The organism is Burkholderia sp. HI4860 (assembly GCF_002223045.2).
Classification (GTDB): Bacteria; Pseudomonadota; Gammaproteobacteria; order Burkholderiales; family Burkholderiaceae; genus Burkholderia.
Genome location: NZ_NKFO02000003.1, coordinates 563,230 through 579,910 on the forward strand (window position 1 = coordinate 563,230; position 16,681 = coordinate 579,910).

14 protein-coding genes are annotated in these 16,681 nt (G+C 67.8%); 6 read left to right on the top strand and 8 right to left on the bottom strand.

The genetic code is table 11. From position 1 onward, the window contains the following. Positions 1 to 260: 260 nt before the first annotated feature. The 5 genes from CFB34_RS17885 (at position 261) to CFB34_RS17905 (ending at position 6,633) form a co-directional block, all read left to right on the top strand. Complete coding sequence (locus tag CFB34_RS17885; protein WP_089439670.1) at positions 261 to 1,466, top strand: MFS transporter; 1,206 nt, start codon at positions 261 to 263, stop codon at positions 1,464 to 1,466. A 577-nt stretch (positions 1,467 to 2,043) separates the two neighbouring features. Further along, complete coding sequence (locus tag CFB34_RS17890) at positions 2,044 to 2,547, top strand: spore coat U domain-containing protein (RefSeq protein WP_089439669.1); 504 nt, start codon at positions 2,044 to 2,046, stop codon at positions 2,545 to 2,547. Between the two features lie 15 nt (positions 2,548 to 2,562). Then, the gene (locus CFB34_RS17895; protein WP_089439668.1) at positions 2,563 to 3,282 is read left to right on the top strand and encodes a molecular chaperone; all 720 of its coding nucleotides are present in this window, start codon (positions 2,563 to 2,565) and stop codon (positions 3,280 to 3,282) included. 7 nt (positions 3,283 to 3,289) lie between these two features. Then, positions 3,290 to 5,674 carry a fimbria/pilus outer membrane usher protein gene (locus tag CFB34_RS17900; RefSeq protein WP_089439667.1) on the top strand — a complete coding sequence of 795 codons (2,385 nt, stop codon included), beginning with the start codon at positions 3,290 to 3,292 and terminating at the stop codon, positions 5,672 to 5,674. Continuing rightward, positions 5,671 to 6,633 carry a spore coat U domain-containing protein gene (locus CFB34_RS17905; RefSeq protein WP_089440377.1) on the top strand — a complete coding sequence of 321 codons (963 nt, stop codon included), beginning with the start codon at positions 5,671 to 5,673 and terminating at the stop codon, positions 6,631 to 6,633. The genes CFB34_RS17900 and CFB34_RS17905 overlap by 4 nt, the downstream gene beginning before the upstream one ends. A gap of 47 nt (positions 6,634 to 6,680) precedes the next feature. Here CFB34_RS17905 and CFB34_RS17910 read toward each other — a convergent pair whose 3' ends face one another. From CFB34_RS17910 to CFB34_RS17925, 4 genes are all read right to left on the bottom strand, one after another. Further along, positions 6,681 to 6,989 (bottom strand): hypothetical protein, encoded by a 309-nt coding sequence (locus tag CFB34_RS17910; protein WP_089439666.1) that lies wholly within the window; start codon positions 6,987 to 6,989, stop codon positions 6,681 to 6,683. Positions 6,990 to 7,093: 104 nt separating this feature from the next. Continuing rightward, entirely contained in the window at positions 7,094 to 8,116 is a 1,023-nt protein-coding gene (locus tag CFB34_RS17915; protein WP_089440376.1) for a histone deacetylase family protein, read from the bottom strand. A 49-nt stretch (positions 8,117 to 8,165) separates the two neighbouring features. Then, positions 8,166 to 9,437 (bottom strand): Zn-dependent hydrolase, encoded by a 1,272-nt coding sequence (locus tag CFB34_RS17920; protein ID WP_089439665.1) that lies wholly within the window; start codon positions 9,435 to 9,437, stop codon positions 8,166 to 8,168. A gap of 31 nt (positions 9,438 to 9,468) precedes the next feature. Next, positions 9,469 to 10,779 (bottom strand): MFS transporter, encoded by a 1,311-nt coding sequence (locus CFB34_RS17925; protein WP_089439664.1) that lies wholly within the window; start codon positions 10,777 to 10,779, stop codon positions 9,469 to 9,471. Between the two features lie 189 nt (positions 10,780 to 10,968). On the opposite strand from CFB34_RS17925, the gene CFB34_RS17930 reads away from it, so the two are divergent. Beyond that, positions 10,969 to 11,925: a LysR family transcriptional regulator gene (locus tag CFB34_RS17930; RefSeq protein ID WP_047850454.1), complete on the top strand. Its 957-nt coding sequence runs from the start codon at positions 10,969 to 10,971 to the stop codon at positions 11,923 to 11,925. A 57-nt stretch (positions 11,926 to 11,982) separates the two neighbouring features. Here the strand turns inward: CFB34_RS17930 and CFB34_RS17935 are convergent, their stop codons facing one another. The 4 genes from CFB34_RS17935 to speB all read right to left on the bottom strand — a co-directional run bounded on the left by CFB34_RS17935 (position 11,983) and on the right by speB (position 16,677). After that, positions 11,983 to 13,053, bottom strand: a complete 1,071-nt coding sequence (locus CFB34_RS17935; protein WP_089439663.1) for a porin — start codon at positions 13,051 to 13,053, stop codon at positions 11,983 to 11,985. 160 nt (positions 13,054 to 13,213) lie between these two features. Beyond that, entirely contained in the window at positions 13,214 to 14,644 is a 1,431-nt protein-coding gene (locus CFB34_RS17940) for a cytosine permease (RefSeq protein WP_089439662.1), read from the bottom strand. Between the two features lie 303 nt (positions 14,645 to 14,947). Continuing rightward, positions 14,948 to 15,625 carry an SOS response-associated peptidase family protein gene (locus CFB34_RS17945; RefSeq protein ID WP_089439661.1) on the bottom strand — a complete coding sequence of 226 codons (678 nt, stop codon included), beginning with the start codon at positions 15,623 to 15,625 and terminating at the stop codon, positions 14,948 to 14,950. A 95-nt stretch (positions 15,626 to 15,720) separates the two neighbouring features. Further along, on the bottom strand, positions 15,721 to 16,677 hold the full coding sequence (gene speB, locus CFB34_RS17950) for an agmatinase (protein WP_089439660.1): 957 nt from the start codon (positions 16,675 to 16,677) through the stop codon (positions 15,721 to 15,723). Between the last annotated feature and the right edge of the window lie 4 nt (positions 16,678 to 16,681).

Sequence of the window (16,681 nt, forward strand, 5' to 3'; positions counted from 1 at the left end):
CCGTCAGTCCGCGTCGAAGCGCCGATGGACCGCGATCTGTCGGCCTGAAGCCACTCGCCTGACTTTACAAATATCTTTCACAAAAGCAGCGCTTTCATCCGCCGCGCCACCCGGCTTCAAGCGCCCCCTGCATTATTGACATGAAATCAAGATAATTTCGTCCGGACACGGCTTTTTCCGCAAAAGTCATGCAGGCACACTTCTTCCTGTCCTCAACGGTCCGTGCCGTTCGTTGTTTCTCGACTACAGGAGCCCATTGCGTGAACCCCACGACTCCCTCTCCTTCCCGCCCCGGGGGCAGCGCCGCGCTGCCGCTGCTGGCACTCGCCGCCGGTGCGTTCGGCATCGGCACGACCGAGTTCTCGCCAATGGGCCTGCTGCCCGTGATCGCCGACGGCGTGCACGTGTCGATTCCGCAAGCCGGCATGCTGATCAGCGCCTATGCGATCGGCGTGATGGTCGGTGCGCCGCTGATGACGCTGCTGCTCGCGCGCTGGTCGCGCCGTTCGGCACTGATCGCGCTGATGTCGATCTTCACGATCGGCAACCTGCTGTCGGCGTTCGCGCCGGACTACACGACGCTGCTGCTCGCCCGCCTCGTGACGAGCCTCAACCACGGCGCCTTCTTCGGACTGGGCTCGGTAGTCGCGGCCAGCCTCGTGCCGCGCGAAAAGCAGGCGAGCGCGGTCGCGACGATGTTCATGGGTCTCACGATCGCGAACGTCGGCGGCGTGCCGGCCGCGACCTGGCTCGGCCAGATCATCGGCTGGCGCATGTCGTTCGCGGCGACCGCGGGCCTCGGCCTGGTTGCGATCGCCGGGCTGTTCGCCGCGCTGCCAAAGGGCGAAGCCGGCAAGATGCCCGACCTGCGCGCGGAACGCTCGGTGCTGACGCGCCCCGTCGTGCTCGGCGCGCTCGGGACGACCGTGCTCGGCGCCGGCGCGATGTTCACGCTCTACACGTATGTCGCGCCGACGCTCGAACACCTGACCGGCGCGACGCCCGGCTTCGTGACCGCGATGCTGGTGCTGATCGGCGTCGGCTTCTCGATCGGCAACATCGCGGGCGGGCGCCTCGCCGACCGCTCGCTCGACGGCACGCTGATCGGGTTCCTGCTGTTGCTGATCGCGACGATGGCCGCGTTCCCGGTGCTCGGCCGCACGCATGCGGGCGCCGCCGCCACGCTGCTCGTATGGGGTGTGGCGACGTTCGCGGTCGTGCCGCCGCTGCAGATGCGCGTGATGCGGGCGGCCCACGAAGCGCCGGGGCTCGCGTCGGCCGTCAACATCGGCGCATTCAACCTCGGCAACGCGCTCGGCGCGGCGGCCGGCGGCGCGGCGCTGTCGGCGGGCTTCGGTTATGCGGCCGTGCCGCTCGTCGGCGGACTGATCGCCGCGGCCGGACTCGCGCTCGTCTTCCTGCAGATCGCGCAGCAGCGCCGCGCACCGGCCGCCGCGAATTCGTAAGCGCGACATGTCGCGCACCGGCGAGGCATGCCGGACCGCCGATCCGTACCGACACACGCTCACGGCCGCGCAATGCGGCCGTTTTCGTTTTCAACGGTCGATTTCGATCCAACGCCCCTCAATCGGGAAAAATCCCGCATCTCCAGCAATCTATCGGTGCCCCCTATTCAATACGTTTGCGGAATGACAAACGAATCAATTCAATCCAATGATTCACTTTCATTTCTTCTTCACCGCATCCGGCCCATTACTTACCCCATTCGCCTCAGGCCGACTCAACCGGCCCAACCAGTCCGCCAAATAGTCTCGAAACCCGCATGAATTACCCGTTTTTGCTGCGATGCAAGGTAATGACGGATGCGAATCACATTCGAAAAACCGAAAAACGAAACGCTCTTCACCTTTATTCAATCAATAGTCCGATTAAATGTAACAAAATGAAACATAGCGAAATTAAAGATTGAAAGAATTGCCGATTCGTATCAGGATTTGCGATAAAGCAGCACGATCAAGCGCGGCATAAATCCAACGAAAAATCGATCGATGAGGGATCAGTGTGAAAATCGCCATCGCTTCCATGACATTGTCGCTCGCGCTGTCCATCGGCCTGTCGACATCCGCCGCCGACGCAGCCACCTATTCGAACGGCACCGCGACCGCGACCTTCAACGTCACGCTCACGCTGCAGCCGAACTGCACGATCGCCGCGAACCCGCTCGCGTTCGGCACCAACGGGGTGCTGGCCACCGCGATCAACCAGCAGACGACCGTCAGCGTCACCTGCACCAATACGACGCCGTACAACGTCGGCCTCGACGCCGGCACGGTCACGGGCTCGACCGTCGCGAGCCGCCTGATGGCCGGCACGGCCACCGGCAACACGACGACGACCGTCGGTTTCCAGCTCTACCAGGACGCCGGCCGCACGACGATCTGGGGCAACACGCAAGGCACGAATACCGTGGCCGGCACCGGCACGGGCGCCGCGCAATCGCTGACCGTCTATGGCCAGGTGCCCGCGCAGGCGACGCCGAAACCGGACACCTATCAGACGACCGTCACCGCAACCGTCTACTTCTGACCGGCGCCGCATCGCATGATCGCATTCCGTCGAACGCTCGTCGCGCTGCTGTGCGCGGCCGGCGCCGCGCACGCCGCGTCGCTGCAGATTTCCCCCGTCACGATCGAGTTCGGCGCCGACGACACGGCCAGCGGCATCACGCTGCGCAATCCGGGCGAACGCCCGGTGTACGGACAGGTGCGCGTGTTCGTCTGGAACCAGACCGATGGCCAGGACGCCTTGACGCCCACGCAGGATCTGCTGGCCAGCCCACCGCTGATCGAGGTCGGCACACAGGCCGAGCAACTGATCCGCGTGGTGCGCGCATCGCGCGTGCCATCCGGCACCGAGCAGGCCTATCGGCTGCTGATCGACGAATTGCCGCCGCCCGGCGAAACGCCGGCCAACGGCGTGTCGATCCGGCTGCGCTATTCGATTCCGGTGTTCGTCGAGCCTGCCGCCGACGGCGCGCCGCGACTCGACTGGGCGCTGCTGCGCAACAACGGCGGCTGGGTGCTGCGGGTGCGCAACAGCGGCACGCGGCGCGCGCAACTGGCGTCCGTCGAACTCGTGACCGCCGACGGGCATACGGTCCCGCTCACGCGCGGCCTGCTCGGCTATGCACTCGCGGGCCGCACGGGCCAGTGGAGCGTGCCGCTGCCGGCCGGCGTCACGCTCGGCGGCAAGGTCACGGTGCGGGCAGCCGTCAATTCGCAGCCGGCCAGCGCGGTCGTCGCGGTGGAGCCGCCGGGCTAGTCCGCCGGTGCGCCGCCCGGCCCGTCCCCCTTCGCCGCACACCGGCTCGGTCCCGGCCAGCGGACGCGGTGCGCCGCGACGCTCCCCGCGCACCGCGGTCGCGGCCCTCGTGGCGGGCGGCCTCTTCGCGCTCGGCTGGGCGCATGCGGACGAACCCTCGGCGCTCGTGATGACCGACAGCACGCACGACGTGATCCTCGAAGTCAGCGTCAACGGCGAGAACACGACGCTGCTCGCGCACTTCCGCGAACGCGACGGCCACCTGTCGGCGAGCGGCGCCGACCTGCACACGATCGGCGTCGCGACCGACCGGCTCGGCATCGCCGACGCCGCGACGGTCGACCTCGACACGATTCCCGGCCTGCGCTACCGCTACGACGCGGCACGCCAGCGCGTCGAACTGCAGATGCCCGATACGCTGCGCCGCCCCTACGCGATCGACAGCCGCGCATTGCCGCCGACGCAGGCGGCCAGCGCGTCGCGCGGCCTCGCGATCAACTACGAGGCGTACGCGCAGACGCTCGGCGACCGGCAGTACTCGCTCTACACCGACGTGCGCTACTTCGATCCGGGCGGCGTGTTCGACACCACGGGCGTCGCGACCTTCTACAACGGCCAGCGGCGCTACACGCGCTTCGATACGTCATGGAGCCACTCGGACCCGGCACGGCCGAGCACGACGCAGATCGGCGACGCGATCTCGGGATCGCTCGCGTGGACGCGCTCGGTGCGCCTCGGCGGCTTCCAGTGGCGCAGCAATTTCGCGCTGCGCCCCGATCTCGTGACGTTCCCGATCCCGTCGCTCGCGGGCTCCGCGGCCGTGCCGTCGGCCGTCGACCTGTACATCAACAACGTGCGCCAGTACACCGGCAACGTGCCGAGCGGCCCGTTCATCATTCACGACGTGCCGGGCATCACGGGCGCCGGCCAGGCGACCGTCATCACGCGCGACGCGCTCGGGCGCACCGTCGCGACGTCCGTGCCGCTCTATGTCGATACGCGGATGCTGTCCGCCGGGCTGTCGAGCTATTCGTTCGAGGCCGGCTTCCTGCGCCGTAACTACGGGCTGCAGTCGTTCGACTACGACGCGCGGCCGGCCGTCAGCGGCTCGCTGCGACGCGGGATCAGCCAAGCGCTGACGGTCGAAGGGCATGCGGAAGCAACCGGCGGCGTGGTCAACGCGGGCGTCGGCGCGCTGCTGCGCCTCGGCTACGCGGGCGTCGTGAGCGGTGCGGTCGCGGGCAGCGCCGGCCGCTTTCCGGGCACGCAGGTAAGCGCCGGCTACCAGTTGATCGAACCGCGCTTCTCGATCAACGCGCAGACGATCCGCGCGTTCGGCCGCTACGGCGATCTCGCCTCGCGCGACGGCGCGACCGTGCCGGCGGCCACCGATCAGGCGACGCTCGCGCTGCCCTTCATCCGCCGCCAGACACTGTCGCTCAGCTACATCGGCTTCCGGATGCCGCAAGGCCCGAGCGCGAGGATCGGCACCGTGTCGTACACGCTGGGCCTCGGCGATCTCGCGTCGCTGACCGTGAGCGCGTACCGCGATTTCGCGCAGCAGGGCGCGAGCGGCGCGTTCGTGTCGCTGAACGTCGGGCTCGGTCGCAACACGTCGATCAACACGACCGTCGGCCGGCAGCGCGGCCAGTCGAACTACACCGTCGACGCGAGCCGCCCGCCCGACTACGACGGCGGCTGGGGCTGGGGCGTACAGGCCGGCGGCACGGGCGCGGTGCCGTACCGGCAGGCGCAAGTCCGCTATCTCGGTCATGCGGGCGAAGTCATCGCGGCCACGCAGAACATCGACCGCCGGACCGGCGCGTCGCTCGACGTCAGCGGCGCACTCGTGTTCATGGACGGCAGCCTCCTGTTGTCGCGCCGCATCACCGACGGCTTCGCGCTCGTGTCGACCGACGGCGTCGCGGGCATCCCGGTGCTGCACGAAAACCGCGTGATCGGCACGACCGATCGTGCCGGGCACCTGCTTGTGCCCGACCTGAATGCGTACCAGAACAACCGGATCGCGATCGATGCGATGAAGCTGCCCGCCGATGCGCGGATCGCCCGCACGTCGATGACGGTCGTGCCGCAGGCGCAATCGGGCGTATTCACGCATTTCGGCGTGTCACGCTATCGCGCGGCATCGGTGATCCTGCACGACGATACCGGCCGCCCGCTGCCGGCCGGCGCGCGCGTGCATCACGCCGAAAGCGGCGCGGATACGATCGTCGGCTACGACGGGCTCACGTTCATCGACGGACTGAAGGACGACAACCACCTCGCGATCGACTACGGCACGCAGCACTGTGTCGCGGCATTCGCGTTCACCGCGCCCGGCAACGGCACGCTGCCGACCATCGGGCCCCTCACGTGCCGGGCCGCGCCGTGAGGATCGCGCTGCTGGTTCTCGTCGCCTTTATCGCGTGGTGCGGTGCGCCCCGTCACGCACAGGCCGAAAGCTGCACGGCGACCGCATCGACCGTGAGCTTTGGCTCGGTCAGCCCGATTTCGAACGCGCCGGTCGCCGCGACCGGCACGGTCAGCATCACCTGCACGTGGTCGGCCGTCTCGCTGACGCCGAACGTGCTCGTGTGCCTGAACCTCGGCGGCACGAGCCCGCGCAGCCTCGTCAACGGCAGCAACGCGATGCAATACGACCTCTATCTCGACGGCGGGCATTCGGTCGCATGGGGCTCGGTGTATTCCGGCACGACACCGGCGTCCGTCACGCTGGTCAAGCCCGCGCTCGGCACGAGCGCGTCCGCGACGGTCACGGTGTACGGACAGATCACCGGGAACCAGCCGACCGTCCCGACGACCGGCAACAGCACCACGACCTACTCGCAGACCTTCGGCGGCAACACGACGTCGATCAACACCGGGTTCTACCTGCTCGGCGCGCCGACCTGCGCGTCGCTGACGACATCGAACGGGACCTTCCCGTTCAGCGCGACGGCAAATGTCGTCAACAACTGCAACATCAGCGCGACCAATGTGAGCTTCGGCACCGCGAGCCTGCTGTCGGGCTCGCTCACGGCGAGCGGTTCGATCACCGCGCAGTGCACCAACGGCGACGCATGGCAAATCGCGCTGAACGGCGGCGGCAGCGGCAGCGTGACGGCGCGCCAGATGCAGCGCAGCGGCGGTGGCGGCGCGATCGACTACGGGCTTTACACGGACGCCGCGCGCTCGATCGCGTGGGGCGACGGCACGGGCGGCAGTTCGACGGTCACGGGTGTCGGCACGGGCACGTCGCAGGTCGTGACCGTGTACGGCGCGGTGCCGGCGCAAACGACGCCTGCGCCCGGCAACTACAGCGACACGATTACCGCGACGATCAGTTTCTAGCGTTCAGGGGCATGAACGGGCGCGGGCGCACGCGCCGCGCCGCCCGCTCAAAACATGACGGTCCATGCGGACGGCGCGCCCGCACCCACGCCCACGCCGCGCGACGCCGACCGCGCATCGGGCAGCGGCGCGTGGCTGAGCATGAACGGCGTGCCGTGCGCGCAACTGACACTCGGGATGCCGGTATCGGCGACGCGCTGCGGCGCGCCGGTGCCGATCGTGCACGTTTCCGGAATGGTGAGACTGACGCGCAGCGGAATCGAGGGCTCCGTCGCGTTCGCGAGGGACCCTACGCCGGGCGCGGCCAGCGCGAGCGCGATCGCGATCGCACCGCGTCTGATTGGGTCGGCTGTCATCGTACGGCTCTCCTTCGTGCATCCATTCAGCATATGCACGAATTATCGGCGTGCGGGCGGAAAACCTGAACCCGCACGCACGTGGCCGTACCCCGCCGCGCCGGTCAGCGCGCGGCGGCGAACCCGCCGAAAAACGCCCGCGCGTTCGCGTCGAGGCTGGCGAGGTGATAGCCGCCTTCCTGCACGATCACCGTCGGCAACCCGAGCGCGCCGATCGCGCCGCCGAGCCGCCCGAAACCGTCGGTCGTGACTGCCACCTGCGATTGCGGATCGTCCTTGTAGATATCGAAGCCGAGCGCGAGCACCAGTGCATCGGGCTGGAACCGCGCGAGCGCGCGCAGCGCGTCGTCGAGCCGCTCGAAGAACGCCGACTCCGGCGCGCCGTGCGGCATCGGCAGGTTGAGGTTGAAACCGTCGCCGGCCCCGGTGCCCGTCTCTTCCTCATAGCCCGCGACGACCGGGTAGAAGTTGGTCGGGTCGCCGTGGATCGACACGTACAGCACGTCGTCGCGGCCGTAGAAGATCTCCTGCACGCCCTGCCCGTGATGCATGTCGGTATCGAGGATCGCGACCCGGCGGTGACGGCCGAGCAGCGACTGCGCGGCGATTGCCGCGTTGTTCAGGTAGCAGAAGCCGCCGGCCGCGTCGCGACGTGCGTGATGGCCGGGCGGCCGGCACAGCGCGTACGCCTCGCGCGCGCCGTCGTTGACGTCGGCCGCGGCCGCCAGCGCGCCCTGCGCGGACCAGTACGCGGCGCGCCACGTGTTCGCGCCGACCGGGCAGCTGCCGTCGGCGAGGTAGCGCGCGGCTTTCGCGAGCACGCCGCGCAGCGGGTTCGGGTCGCGCACGAACACGTTCGACATCACTTCGTCGCCCCAGTCGTCGGGCATCTGCTTCCAGTCGCGATGCGCTTCTTCCAGGAAGCGCAGGTAGTTCATGTCGTGTACGGCCGCGATCGGCGCGGTGCCGCGGTCGGCCGGCTCGCGCACGTCGAAGTCGAGCGACCGCACGGCCGCGACGAGCCGCGCCGCGCGCTCGGGGACTTCCTGTGGCTCGCGCATCTGGCCGCGCGACAGGTAGCTGCGCGGATGGTGCAGCAACTGCTCGGGATGGAAATAGGTTTTCATCGTTCGCCCTCGTCGGTGTTTCGATTGATCGGCTTGCCGGCTCGCCGCGTCATGCGTGCTGTGCGGCGGCCGCCACGGCCACGCCCGCCGCGACGCCGGCGCGCGCGAGCACCGCATGCAGCAGCACGTTCGTGCCGCGCGTCACGTCATCCGGCAGCGCATCCTCGGCTTCGTTGTGCGACAGGCCGTCGACGCACGGGATGAACACCATCGCGGTCGGCACGCAACGCGCGAGCAGGATCGCGTCGTGCCCGGCGCCGCTGACGATCCGTTCGTTCGTATAGCCGAACGCTGCCGCCGCCTGCGCGACCTGCTCGACGCAGTCGCGATCGAACGGCGTCGCCGGGCTGCGCCAGCAGGTTTCAATCGCGACCTGCACGCCGCGCGCGGCGGCGACACGCGTGCACGCGTCGCGCAAATCGCGCTCCATTGCATCGACTTGCGCATCGTCGTGATGGCGGAGGTCGACCGTGAACGTCACGTCGCCGGCAATGGTGTTGCGCGATGCGTTGCGGATGCCGACCTGGCCGATCGTCGCGAGCCCGCGCGGTGCATGACCAGCGACGATCCGTTCGAGTTCGAGCGCCATCTGCGCGCTCGCGAAATACGCGTCCTTGCGATACGGCATCGGCGTCGTGCCCGCATGCGCGGCCACGCCCGTCACCGTCACGTCGAGCCAGCGGATCGCCTGCCCACCCGTGACGATGCCGATCGTCGTACCGTTCGCCTCGAGCACGGGGCCCTGCTCGATATGGGCCTCGAAGTACGCATCGACCGCGCCGCCCATCGCACGCGCGCCGCGATAGCCGCATGCGTCGAGCGCCGCGCCGAGCGTGACGCCGTCGGCGTCCTGCTTCGCGAGCGCTTCGTCGAGCGGCAACGCGCCCGTGAACACGGCCGAGCCGAGCATCGCCGGCGCGAAGCGCGCGCCCTCCTCGTTGGTCCAGGACACGATCTCCAGCGGCTTGTCGGTCGCGATGCCCGCGTCGTTCAGCGTGCGCACGAGTTCGAGCGCGGCGAGCACGCCATAGACGCCATCGAAGCGGCCGCCTTCGGGCTGCGTGTCGAGATGGCTGCCGATCAGCACGGGAGCCGCCTGCGCATCGGTGCCGTCGCGCCGCGCGAACAGGTTGCCGACGGCGTCGACGCTCACCGTCATTCCCGCGTCGCGGCACCACTGCGCGAACAGGTCGCGCCCGCGACGATCGTCGTCGGTGAGCGCGAGGCGCCGCACGCCGCCGCGCGGCGTCGCGCCGACACGCGCCATGTCCACCAGGCTTTGCCACAAACGCGCGCCATCGATTTCCAGCAGGTCTTTCATATGTACTCCGGATGAATTCTTTTGATGAGGGTCACTGCGAGCCGAGCGCTTCGGCGGCGGCCGGCCGTGCCGCGCGGCGGGCGTCGAGCGCGACGATGCACAGCAGCGAGATGCCGGCGAGACACGTGTAGAACACCGCGAGCGGCCACCACTGGCCCGCGAAGCGATGGGCGAGCCACGTGCCGACGAGCGGCGTCAGCCCGCCCGCGATCGCACCGCAGATCTGGTAGGCGAGCGAGATCGCCGAATAGCGCACGTGCGCAGGGAACACGTCGCTCACGAAGCCCGCGATCACCGAATAAAAGCCGGCCATGCAGACCACCGCGAGCGCGATGCCCGCGATCAGCGACGCGGACGTGCCGCCCTGCACGAGCATGAACATCGGATACGGCGACAGCATCGCGAGCAGCGCCGCGAGCTTCAGGAAGCGCGCGCCGCCGATGCGCTCGGCGATCCACGCGGCGATCGGCTGCGCGACGAACTGGATGATCGCGACCGCGAACAGGCTGTCGAGGATCAGCGAGCGCGACACGCCGACGTACTGCGTCGTGTACGCGATCATGAACGTGTTCGTGAAATAGACGCCTGCGATGCCGATCGTGTTCGCGCCGATGCAGAGCGCGACGAGCCCCGATGCGGAGCGGAACACTTCCGCGACCGGCAGCTTCACCGTGCGGTGGGCTTCCTTCACGCGCGCGAATTCCGGCGACTCGTTCACGCCAAGCCGGATCAGGATGCCGACCACGAGCAGCACCGAACTCGCGAGAAACGGCAGACGCCAGCCCCACGCGAGGAAGTCGGCCTTGTCCATCGACGTGACCGCGCGGAACGCGATCAGCGACAGGATCAGCCCGGCCGGGCTGCCGAGCTGCGCGAACGACGCGAAGAACGTGCGGCGCCCCTGCGGCGCATGCTCGCCCGCCATCAGCACCGCACCGCCCCATTCGCCGCCGACCGCGATCCCCTGCACCACGCGCAGCGCGACGAGCAGCACCGGCGCGAGCACGCCGACCTTCGAATAGTCGGGCAGCAGCCCGACGCAGACGGTCGCGACGCCCATCATCATCAGCGTCGTCATCAACGCCTTCTTGCGGCCGATGCGGTCGCCAAGATGACCGAAGATCACGCCGCCGAGCGGCCGTGCGAAGAAGCCGACCGCGAACGTCGCGAACGACGCCATCGTGCTGACGAAGCGGTCATGCGACGGGAAATAGAGTTCGCCGAACACGAGCGCGGCGGCGGTCGCGTAGATGTAGAAGTCGTACCACTCGATCATCGTGCCGATGAATGCGGCCGTCGCGGCGCGCGCCGGCTGGCGGGCGGAAGAAAGGGACTGGGTCATGCGGGCTCCTGATGCGCACCGCTGCGGGCGATGCGCAAAATCGTGTGACGGCCGTCTGTCGCGGCCTTGCGCCGCACGCTGCGGCACCCCTCCTTTATCGGCGACCGCAAATCATTAGTCAAATTTTAAGTTATTATTCGCTGTATAAATTTGGCTAATACACACCTTGACGGCTCGCCCGGAGACCCGATGCGCCCCGACCTCGCCCCGTTCCTGAACGACCGCCTCGACTGGAACCTGTTGCGCACCTATCTGGTGATCATCCAGGAGCGCAGCGTGAGCCGCGCGGCCGCGCGCCTGCACGTCACGCAGCCCGCGGTGAGCCAGGCGCTGCGGCGGCTCGAGGACACGCTCGAGCGCAAGCTGATCGAGCGGCGCGGCACGCATTTCGCGCCGACGCCTGCCGGCGAAGCCGTCTACCGGATCGCGAGCGACATCTACGGCGGCATCTCGCGCCTCGAAACCGAAATCGACGACAGCACCGCCGACCTGACCGGATCGATCCGGCTGCTGACGGTGAGCCGCATCGAGTCGCCCGTCTACGACGAATTCCTCGCGGACTTCCATCGCGCGTATCCGCGCATCGATCTGCAGATCGAAGTGATGCGCTCGTCGGACATCCTGTCTTCGCTGCTGCAGAAAACGGCCACGGCCGGGCTCGGCCTGTGCCGCACGCCGCACGACAAGCTGGAGATGCGCTGCTTCCTGCGCCAGCGCTATGCGATCTACTGCGGCCGCCATCACCGGCTGTTCGGGCAGACGCAACTGCGGATGGACGATCTGCTCGCCGAGAATTTCGTGTCGTTCACGAGCGACCAGATCGGCGACAGCCTGTCGCCGCTCACCGTGTTTCGCGACCAGAAGGGCTTCACCGGGCGCATCGTCGCGTCGTCGCCGAGCCTCGAGGAAGTGCGGCGGCTGATCTTCGCCGGCTACGGAATCGGCTGCCTGCCCGAACACATCGTGCGCGACGACATCGCCCAGCAGCGACTGTGGCGGCTGCCGCCCGACGACGGGCTCGTCGATGTCGACGTGTTCCTGCTGTGGCATCGCGATCGCAAGATGAACGCGGCCGAGCACGCGTTTCTCGACGCGATGGAGCGCTGCATGCAGCGCTATTCGCTGGCGGAGCGGTTAGGGAAGTAACGGCGCGAATGCGCGGGGAAAAACGCCGGGCACACACGGCCCGGCGCGTCGGCCGCGTCAGAACCGATGCACGATCCCCAGCTGCACACCCCGTGCATTCGCCCCCGGATACGCGAGCGGCAGGCCGGGGTTCGCTGCACCGGCGAGCGTATAGCTGGCCTGCTTGCGGTTGCGCAGGTACGACAGCGCACCGTAGAAGCTCGTGCGCTTCGACAGGTCGTACTCGTACATCAGCCCGACCTGGTCCGCATGGTTGCCCTGCGACGACTGGTCGTGCAGATACGCGTAGCCGAGCGCCACGTAGTTCGCCGGATTGAACTGGTATTTGACCGACAGCCCGTACACGCGCGAATCGATGCCGAGATCGGCCCACTTCACCGCGGAGAAGCCGCCGTACACGGTGGCCTTGCCGATCTCGTACGACGCGCCGGCCATGATCGTGCGATCGGTGGTGGTCGCGGTCGCGTTCTTCAGCCACTGGCCCGCGACGAACGCGCCGAACGGCCCGTGTTCGTAGGTCAGGTCGAACTGTTGGCTGGAACCTGCCGAGCGCACGCCGCCCGCATCGCCGAATCCGAAGTACAGCCCGCCCTGGAAGCCCGCGATCTCCGGGCTCTGGTACGACAGCGTGTTGCTGGTGCGGAACGCGAACACGGTCAGGTTGTCCATGCCGGACGCCTGCGTGACGCCGCCGAACGCATCCTGGCCGCCCTGGTCATTGAACAGCGGCGAATTCTGGCGGCCCGCGCGCACCTTGCCCCACTGCCCCGCGATGCCGACCCATGCCTGCCGGTTGAAGAGTCTGCCCGCACTCGCGAGCGAACCGTCGTTCGGATTGAAGCCGTTCTCCAGCGCGAACTCGATCTTCTGCCCGCCGCCGAGATCCTCGCCGCCCTTCAGCCCGAACCGGCTGCCCCACTGGCCGCCCGAATTGATCGCCGCCGTGTAGCCGTTGCCCGTATTCACGTACTGCGCGAATTCGTCGATCACGCCGTACAGCGTGACACCGTCCTGCGCGAACGCGACGCCCGGTCCGGCGACGCACGCCATCGCGATCGTCATGCGGAAACCGGCGTGCACCATCCGCGCCCGGGAATCGCTTCCGCGCGCTGTCGTTTGTTTAGTCATACTATTCAATGGTCAGAGAATGAAACGACACCGGGCGCGGCAGTCGCGCCGCACCGGCATCGCGGGAAAGAAAACCTGGGGGAGAACCGGGCGCGGGCGGCGCCCGGCTCGCGCGACAGTCAGGCCGGCAGCCGGCCGGCCCGATGCGCGTGACGTGTCGTCAGTGGTGAACTTCGCCGCGCTCGAGCGGCAGGATCAGGCGTTCGGGAATGCTGCGGCGCGATGCGCGTGCGCCGATGTAGTACAGCACGGCCGGCACGAGCAGGCCGAGGATCCACGAGATGTCGGTGCCGCCGAGCGCGTCGACGAGCGGCCCCGTGTAGATGTGCGTCGACATGAACGGCAACTGCACGAGGATGCCGACCACGTAGATCGTGATCGCCATCACGTTCCAGCGGCCATAGCGGCCGTCCGGATCGGACAGCGCCGGCACGTCGTAGCGCGAGCGCGTGAAGCAGTAGTAATCGACCAGGTTGATCGCGCTCCACGGCGTGAAGAACGCGAGCAGGAACAGGATGAACGCAGTGAATTCCTTCAGGAACGAGTGGCGGCCCGCGAGCGCGATGAGCGTGGATACGCAGATCATCCCGAAGATGTACACGAGGCGGCTGCGCGACGACACGGCGTGCTTGCCGCGAAAGCCGCTGACGATCGTCGCCATCGACATGAAGCTGCCGTACGCGTTGAGCGCCGTCACCGTCACCTTGCCGAACGCGATGCTGAAGTACAGCAGCGCGGCCACGGCGCCCGTCGAGCCGAGACCGACGATATACGCGACCTCATGGTGCGCGAACTGGCCGCCGGCCAGCGCGGCCGCAAACACGCCGAACACCATCGCCGCCTGTGCGCCGATCACCGAGCCGAGGCCGACCGCGACGAACGTCGCGACCGACGACGTCGAGCGCGGCAGGTAGCGCGAATAGTCGGCGACGTACGGGCCGAACGCGATCTGCCACGACGCGGACAGCGACATCGACAGCAGGAAGCTCGCGAGCGAGAAATGCTTGTTCGCGAGCAGCGCGCCGATGTCGTGGTTCGCGAACAGCTGCGTGAACATGTAGACGAACGCGGCGATGCCGACCACGCTGGCGATCCGGCCGACGGCGTGGATCGCGCGATAGCCGAACACGGTCAGCACGACGATCACGGCCGCGAACAGCAGGATGCCGGCCGCGTCGTCGATGTGCAGCAGCTGCGCGACGGCCTGCCCGGCCAGTACCGAGCCGCTCGCGGAAAAGCCGATGTACATCAGGCACACGAGCACGATCGGGATCATCGCGCCATAGACGCCGAACTGCACGCGGCTCGAGATCATCTGCGGCAGCCCGAGCTGCGGCCCCTGCGCGCCATGCAGCGCCATCACCGCGCCGCCGATGAACTGGCCGAGCAGCAGCGCGACCAGCGACCAGAACACGTCGCCGCCGAGCACGACCGCGAGCGCGCCCGTGACGATGGCCGTGATCTGCATGTTCGCCGACAGCCACAGCGTGAACTGGCTCAGCAAGCCGCCGTGGCGCTCGGCATCGGGAATGAAGTCGATCGAACGGACTTCGATCAGGCCGCCGGCTTTTCCACTGGGATTCGTTGACACGGGGAAATCTCCAAAATACTCAGGATCACAAATGGTTGGAACGAGACGGGAAGCTACGAGCCGCCCTTTCGGCTCGGCGGGTGCGGGGCGCCGTGGATCGCCGGCATGCGCCACGCACGCACGGTCTGCGCACTGGCGCGCAAGCGGCACGACGTGTGCCGACATTGCCAGCGGATGATCTTGTATATACAACTTGCGAGGTATCGGTGATTACCCGGAATCCGCAGATTTTCGAAAATGTCCGAATAAACGGGCTACGTTCGGCGTGTCCAGTCGAAAGACGGATGTCGGAATAATGAAAGCTCAGGCGCGTGCGGGCGATGCCTGATCGGGCTCGGCCGTCATGTCGGCGGCGGGCAGGAGGTTCAGCATGCGCCGGGCGGCCTCGATGTCGCGCACGTGCAGCCATTCGTCGTAGTCGTCGCGGCGCAGCATCACGACGCCCCGCTTCTCTTCGCCGGGCCGATGCATCCGCGCGAACAGCGGGTGCGTATCCGCGTTGACCGTGAGCATCGCCATGCCCACGCGCTCGCGGCCGTCGTCACCTTCGTAGCGCCGCCAGATGCCGGCGACACAGTACGGTTGCCAGCCGTCGACGCCGATCCGCTGCCACACGTTGCGACCGGTTTCGTAGCAGGGTTCGAAGATCCAGCGCACCGGAATCAGGCAGCGCTGGCCATTGCGCCACGCGTTGCCGTAGAGCCGCGACGAGCCGACCGTTTCCGCGCGCGCGTTCACCGTGTCGAGCTTCTTCTTTTTACGGCCGTTCTCGTCGAGCCGCTCGGGCTGCATGAATTTCGGCCAGAAGCCGAACACGGCCGCGACGACTTCGAGGCCGTCGCCATCGGCGCGCGCGATCGGCGCCGCGTAGTCGGGATACACGTCGGGCGCCCACGGGTCGCGGCGATACAGATCGCCGATGCCGATCTTCAGTTCGCTGATGCCCGGGTCTTCGTCGGGGGCGCGGTAGTGAGTGCACACGGCTCGGCGGACGATGGATGCAATGTCTCCATCGTAGATCAGCGCAGCGGTCGCGGCCGCGCTATTGTTTGGTATGACGAAACAGTTTTACGAATCTATTTTCCCGTCGCTCGCCGCCGGCGCGATGCGTACAGGCAGATCAGTTCCAGCGCGATCGTCGCGCCGGCCAGCGACGTGATTTCCGCATGATCGTACGGCGGCGACACTTCGACCACATCCATGCCGACCAGGTTGATGCCGTCCAGATGCCGCAGGATCTCGAACGCCTGATGGCTCGACAACCCGCCCGAGACCGGCGTACCCGTGCCCGGCGCGAACGCCGGATCGAGACAGTCGATGTCGAACGTCAGGTACACGGGATGGTCGCCGACCCGCTCGCGAATGCGCGCGGCGGTCGCGGCGGGCGTCGACGCATGCACCTGGCGCGCATCCTGGATGTCGAAGCCCATCGGCTCGTCGTTGGTCGTCCGGATGCCGATCTGCGCCGATCGTTCAGGCACGACCCACCCTTCCCGCGCCGCGTGATAGAACATCGTGCCGTGATCGATGCGCTTCACGTCGCGGTCGGGCCACGTGTCGGTATGCGCGTCGAAGTGCACGAGCGACAGCGGCCCGTGCACCTTCGCATGCGCCTTCAGCAGCGGATACGTGATGAAGTGATCGCCGCCGAGCGTCAGCATCGCGCAGCCGCGCGCGAGGATCGCATCCGCATGCCGCTCGATCGCACCCGGCACCGATTCGGGCTGCCCGAGATCGAATGCGCAATCGCCGTAGTCGACCGCGGCCAGCACGTCGAACGGATCGAACGACCACGGCCACGGGCGCTCCCACGCGATGCCTGTCGACGCAATCCGCAACCCGCGCGGGCCGAAGCGCGTGCCGGGCCGATGCGACGCGGCGGAGTCGAACGGCACGCCGGTGATCGCGAGGTCGACGCCGCCGAGATCGCGGCTGAAACGCCGACGCATGAAGCTCGTCGCGCCCGCGAAGGTCGGTTCGGCCTGCGTGCCGTAGAGGCTGTCGCGCGTGAAGGCGAAATCGTTCTGGCTCATCGTC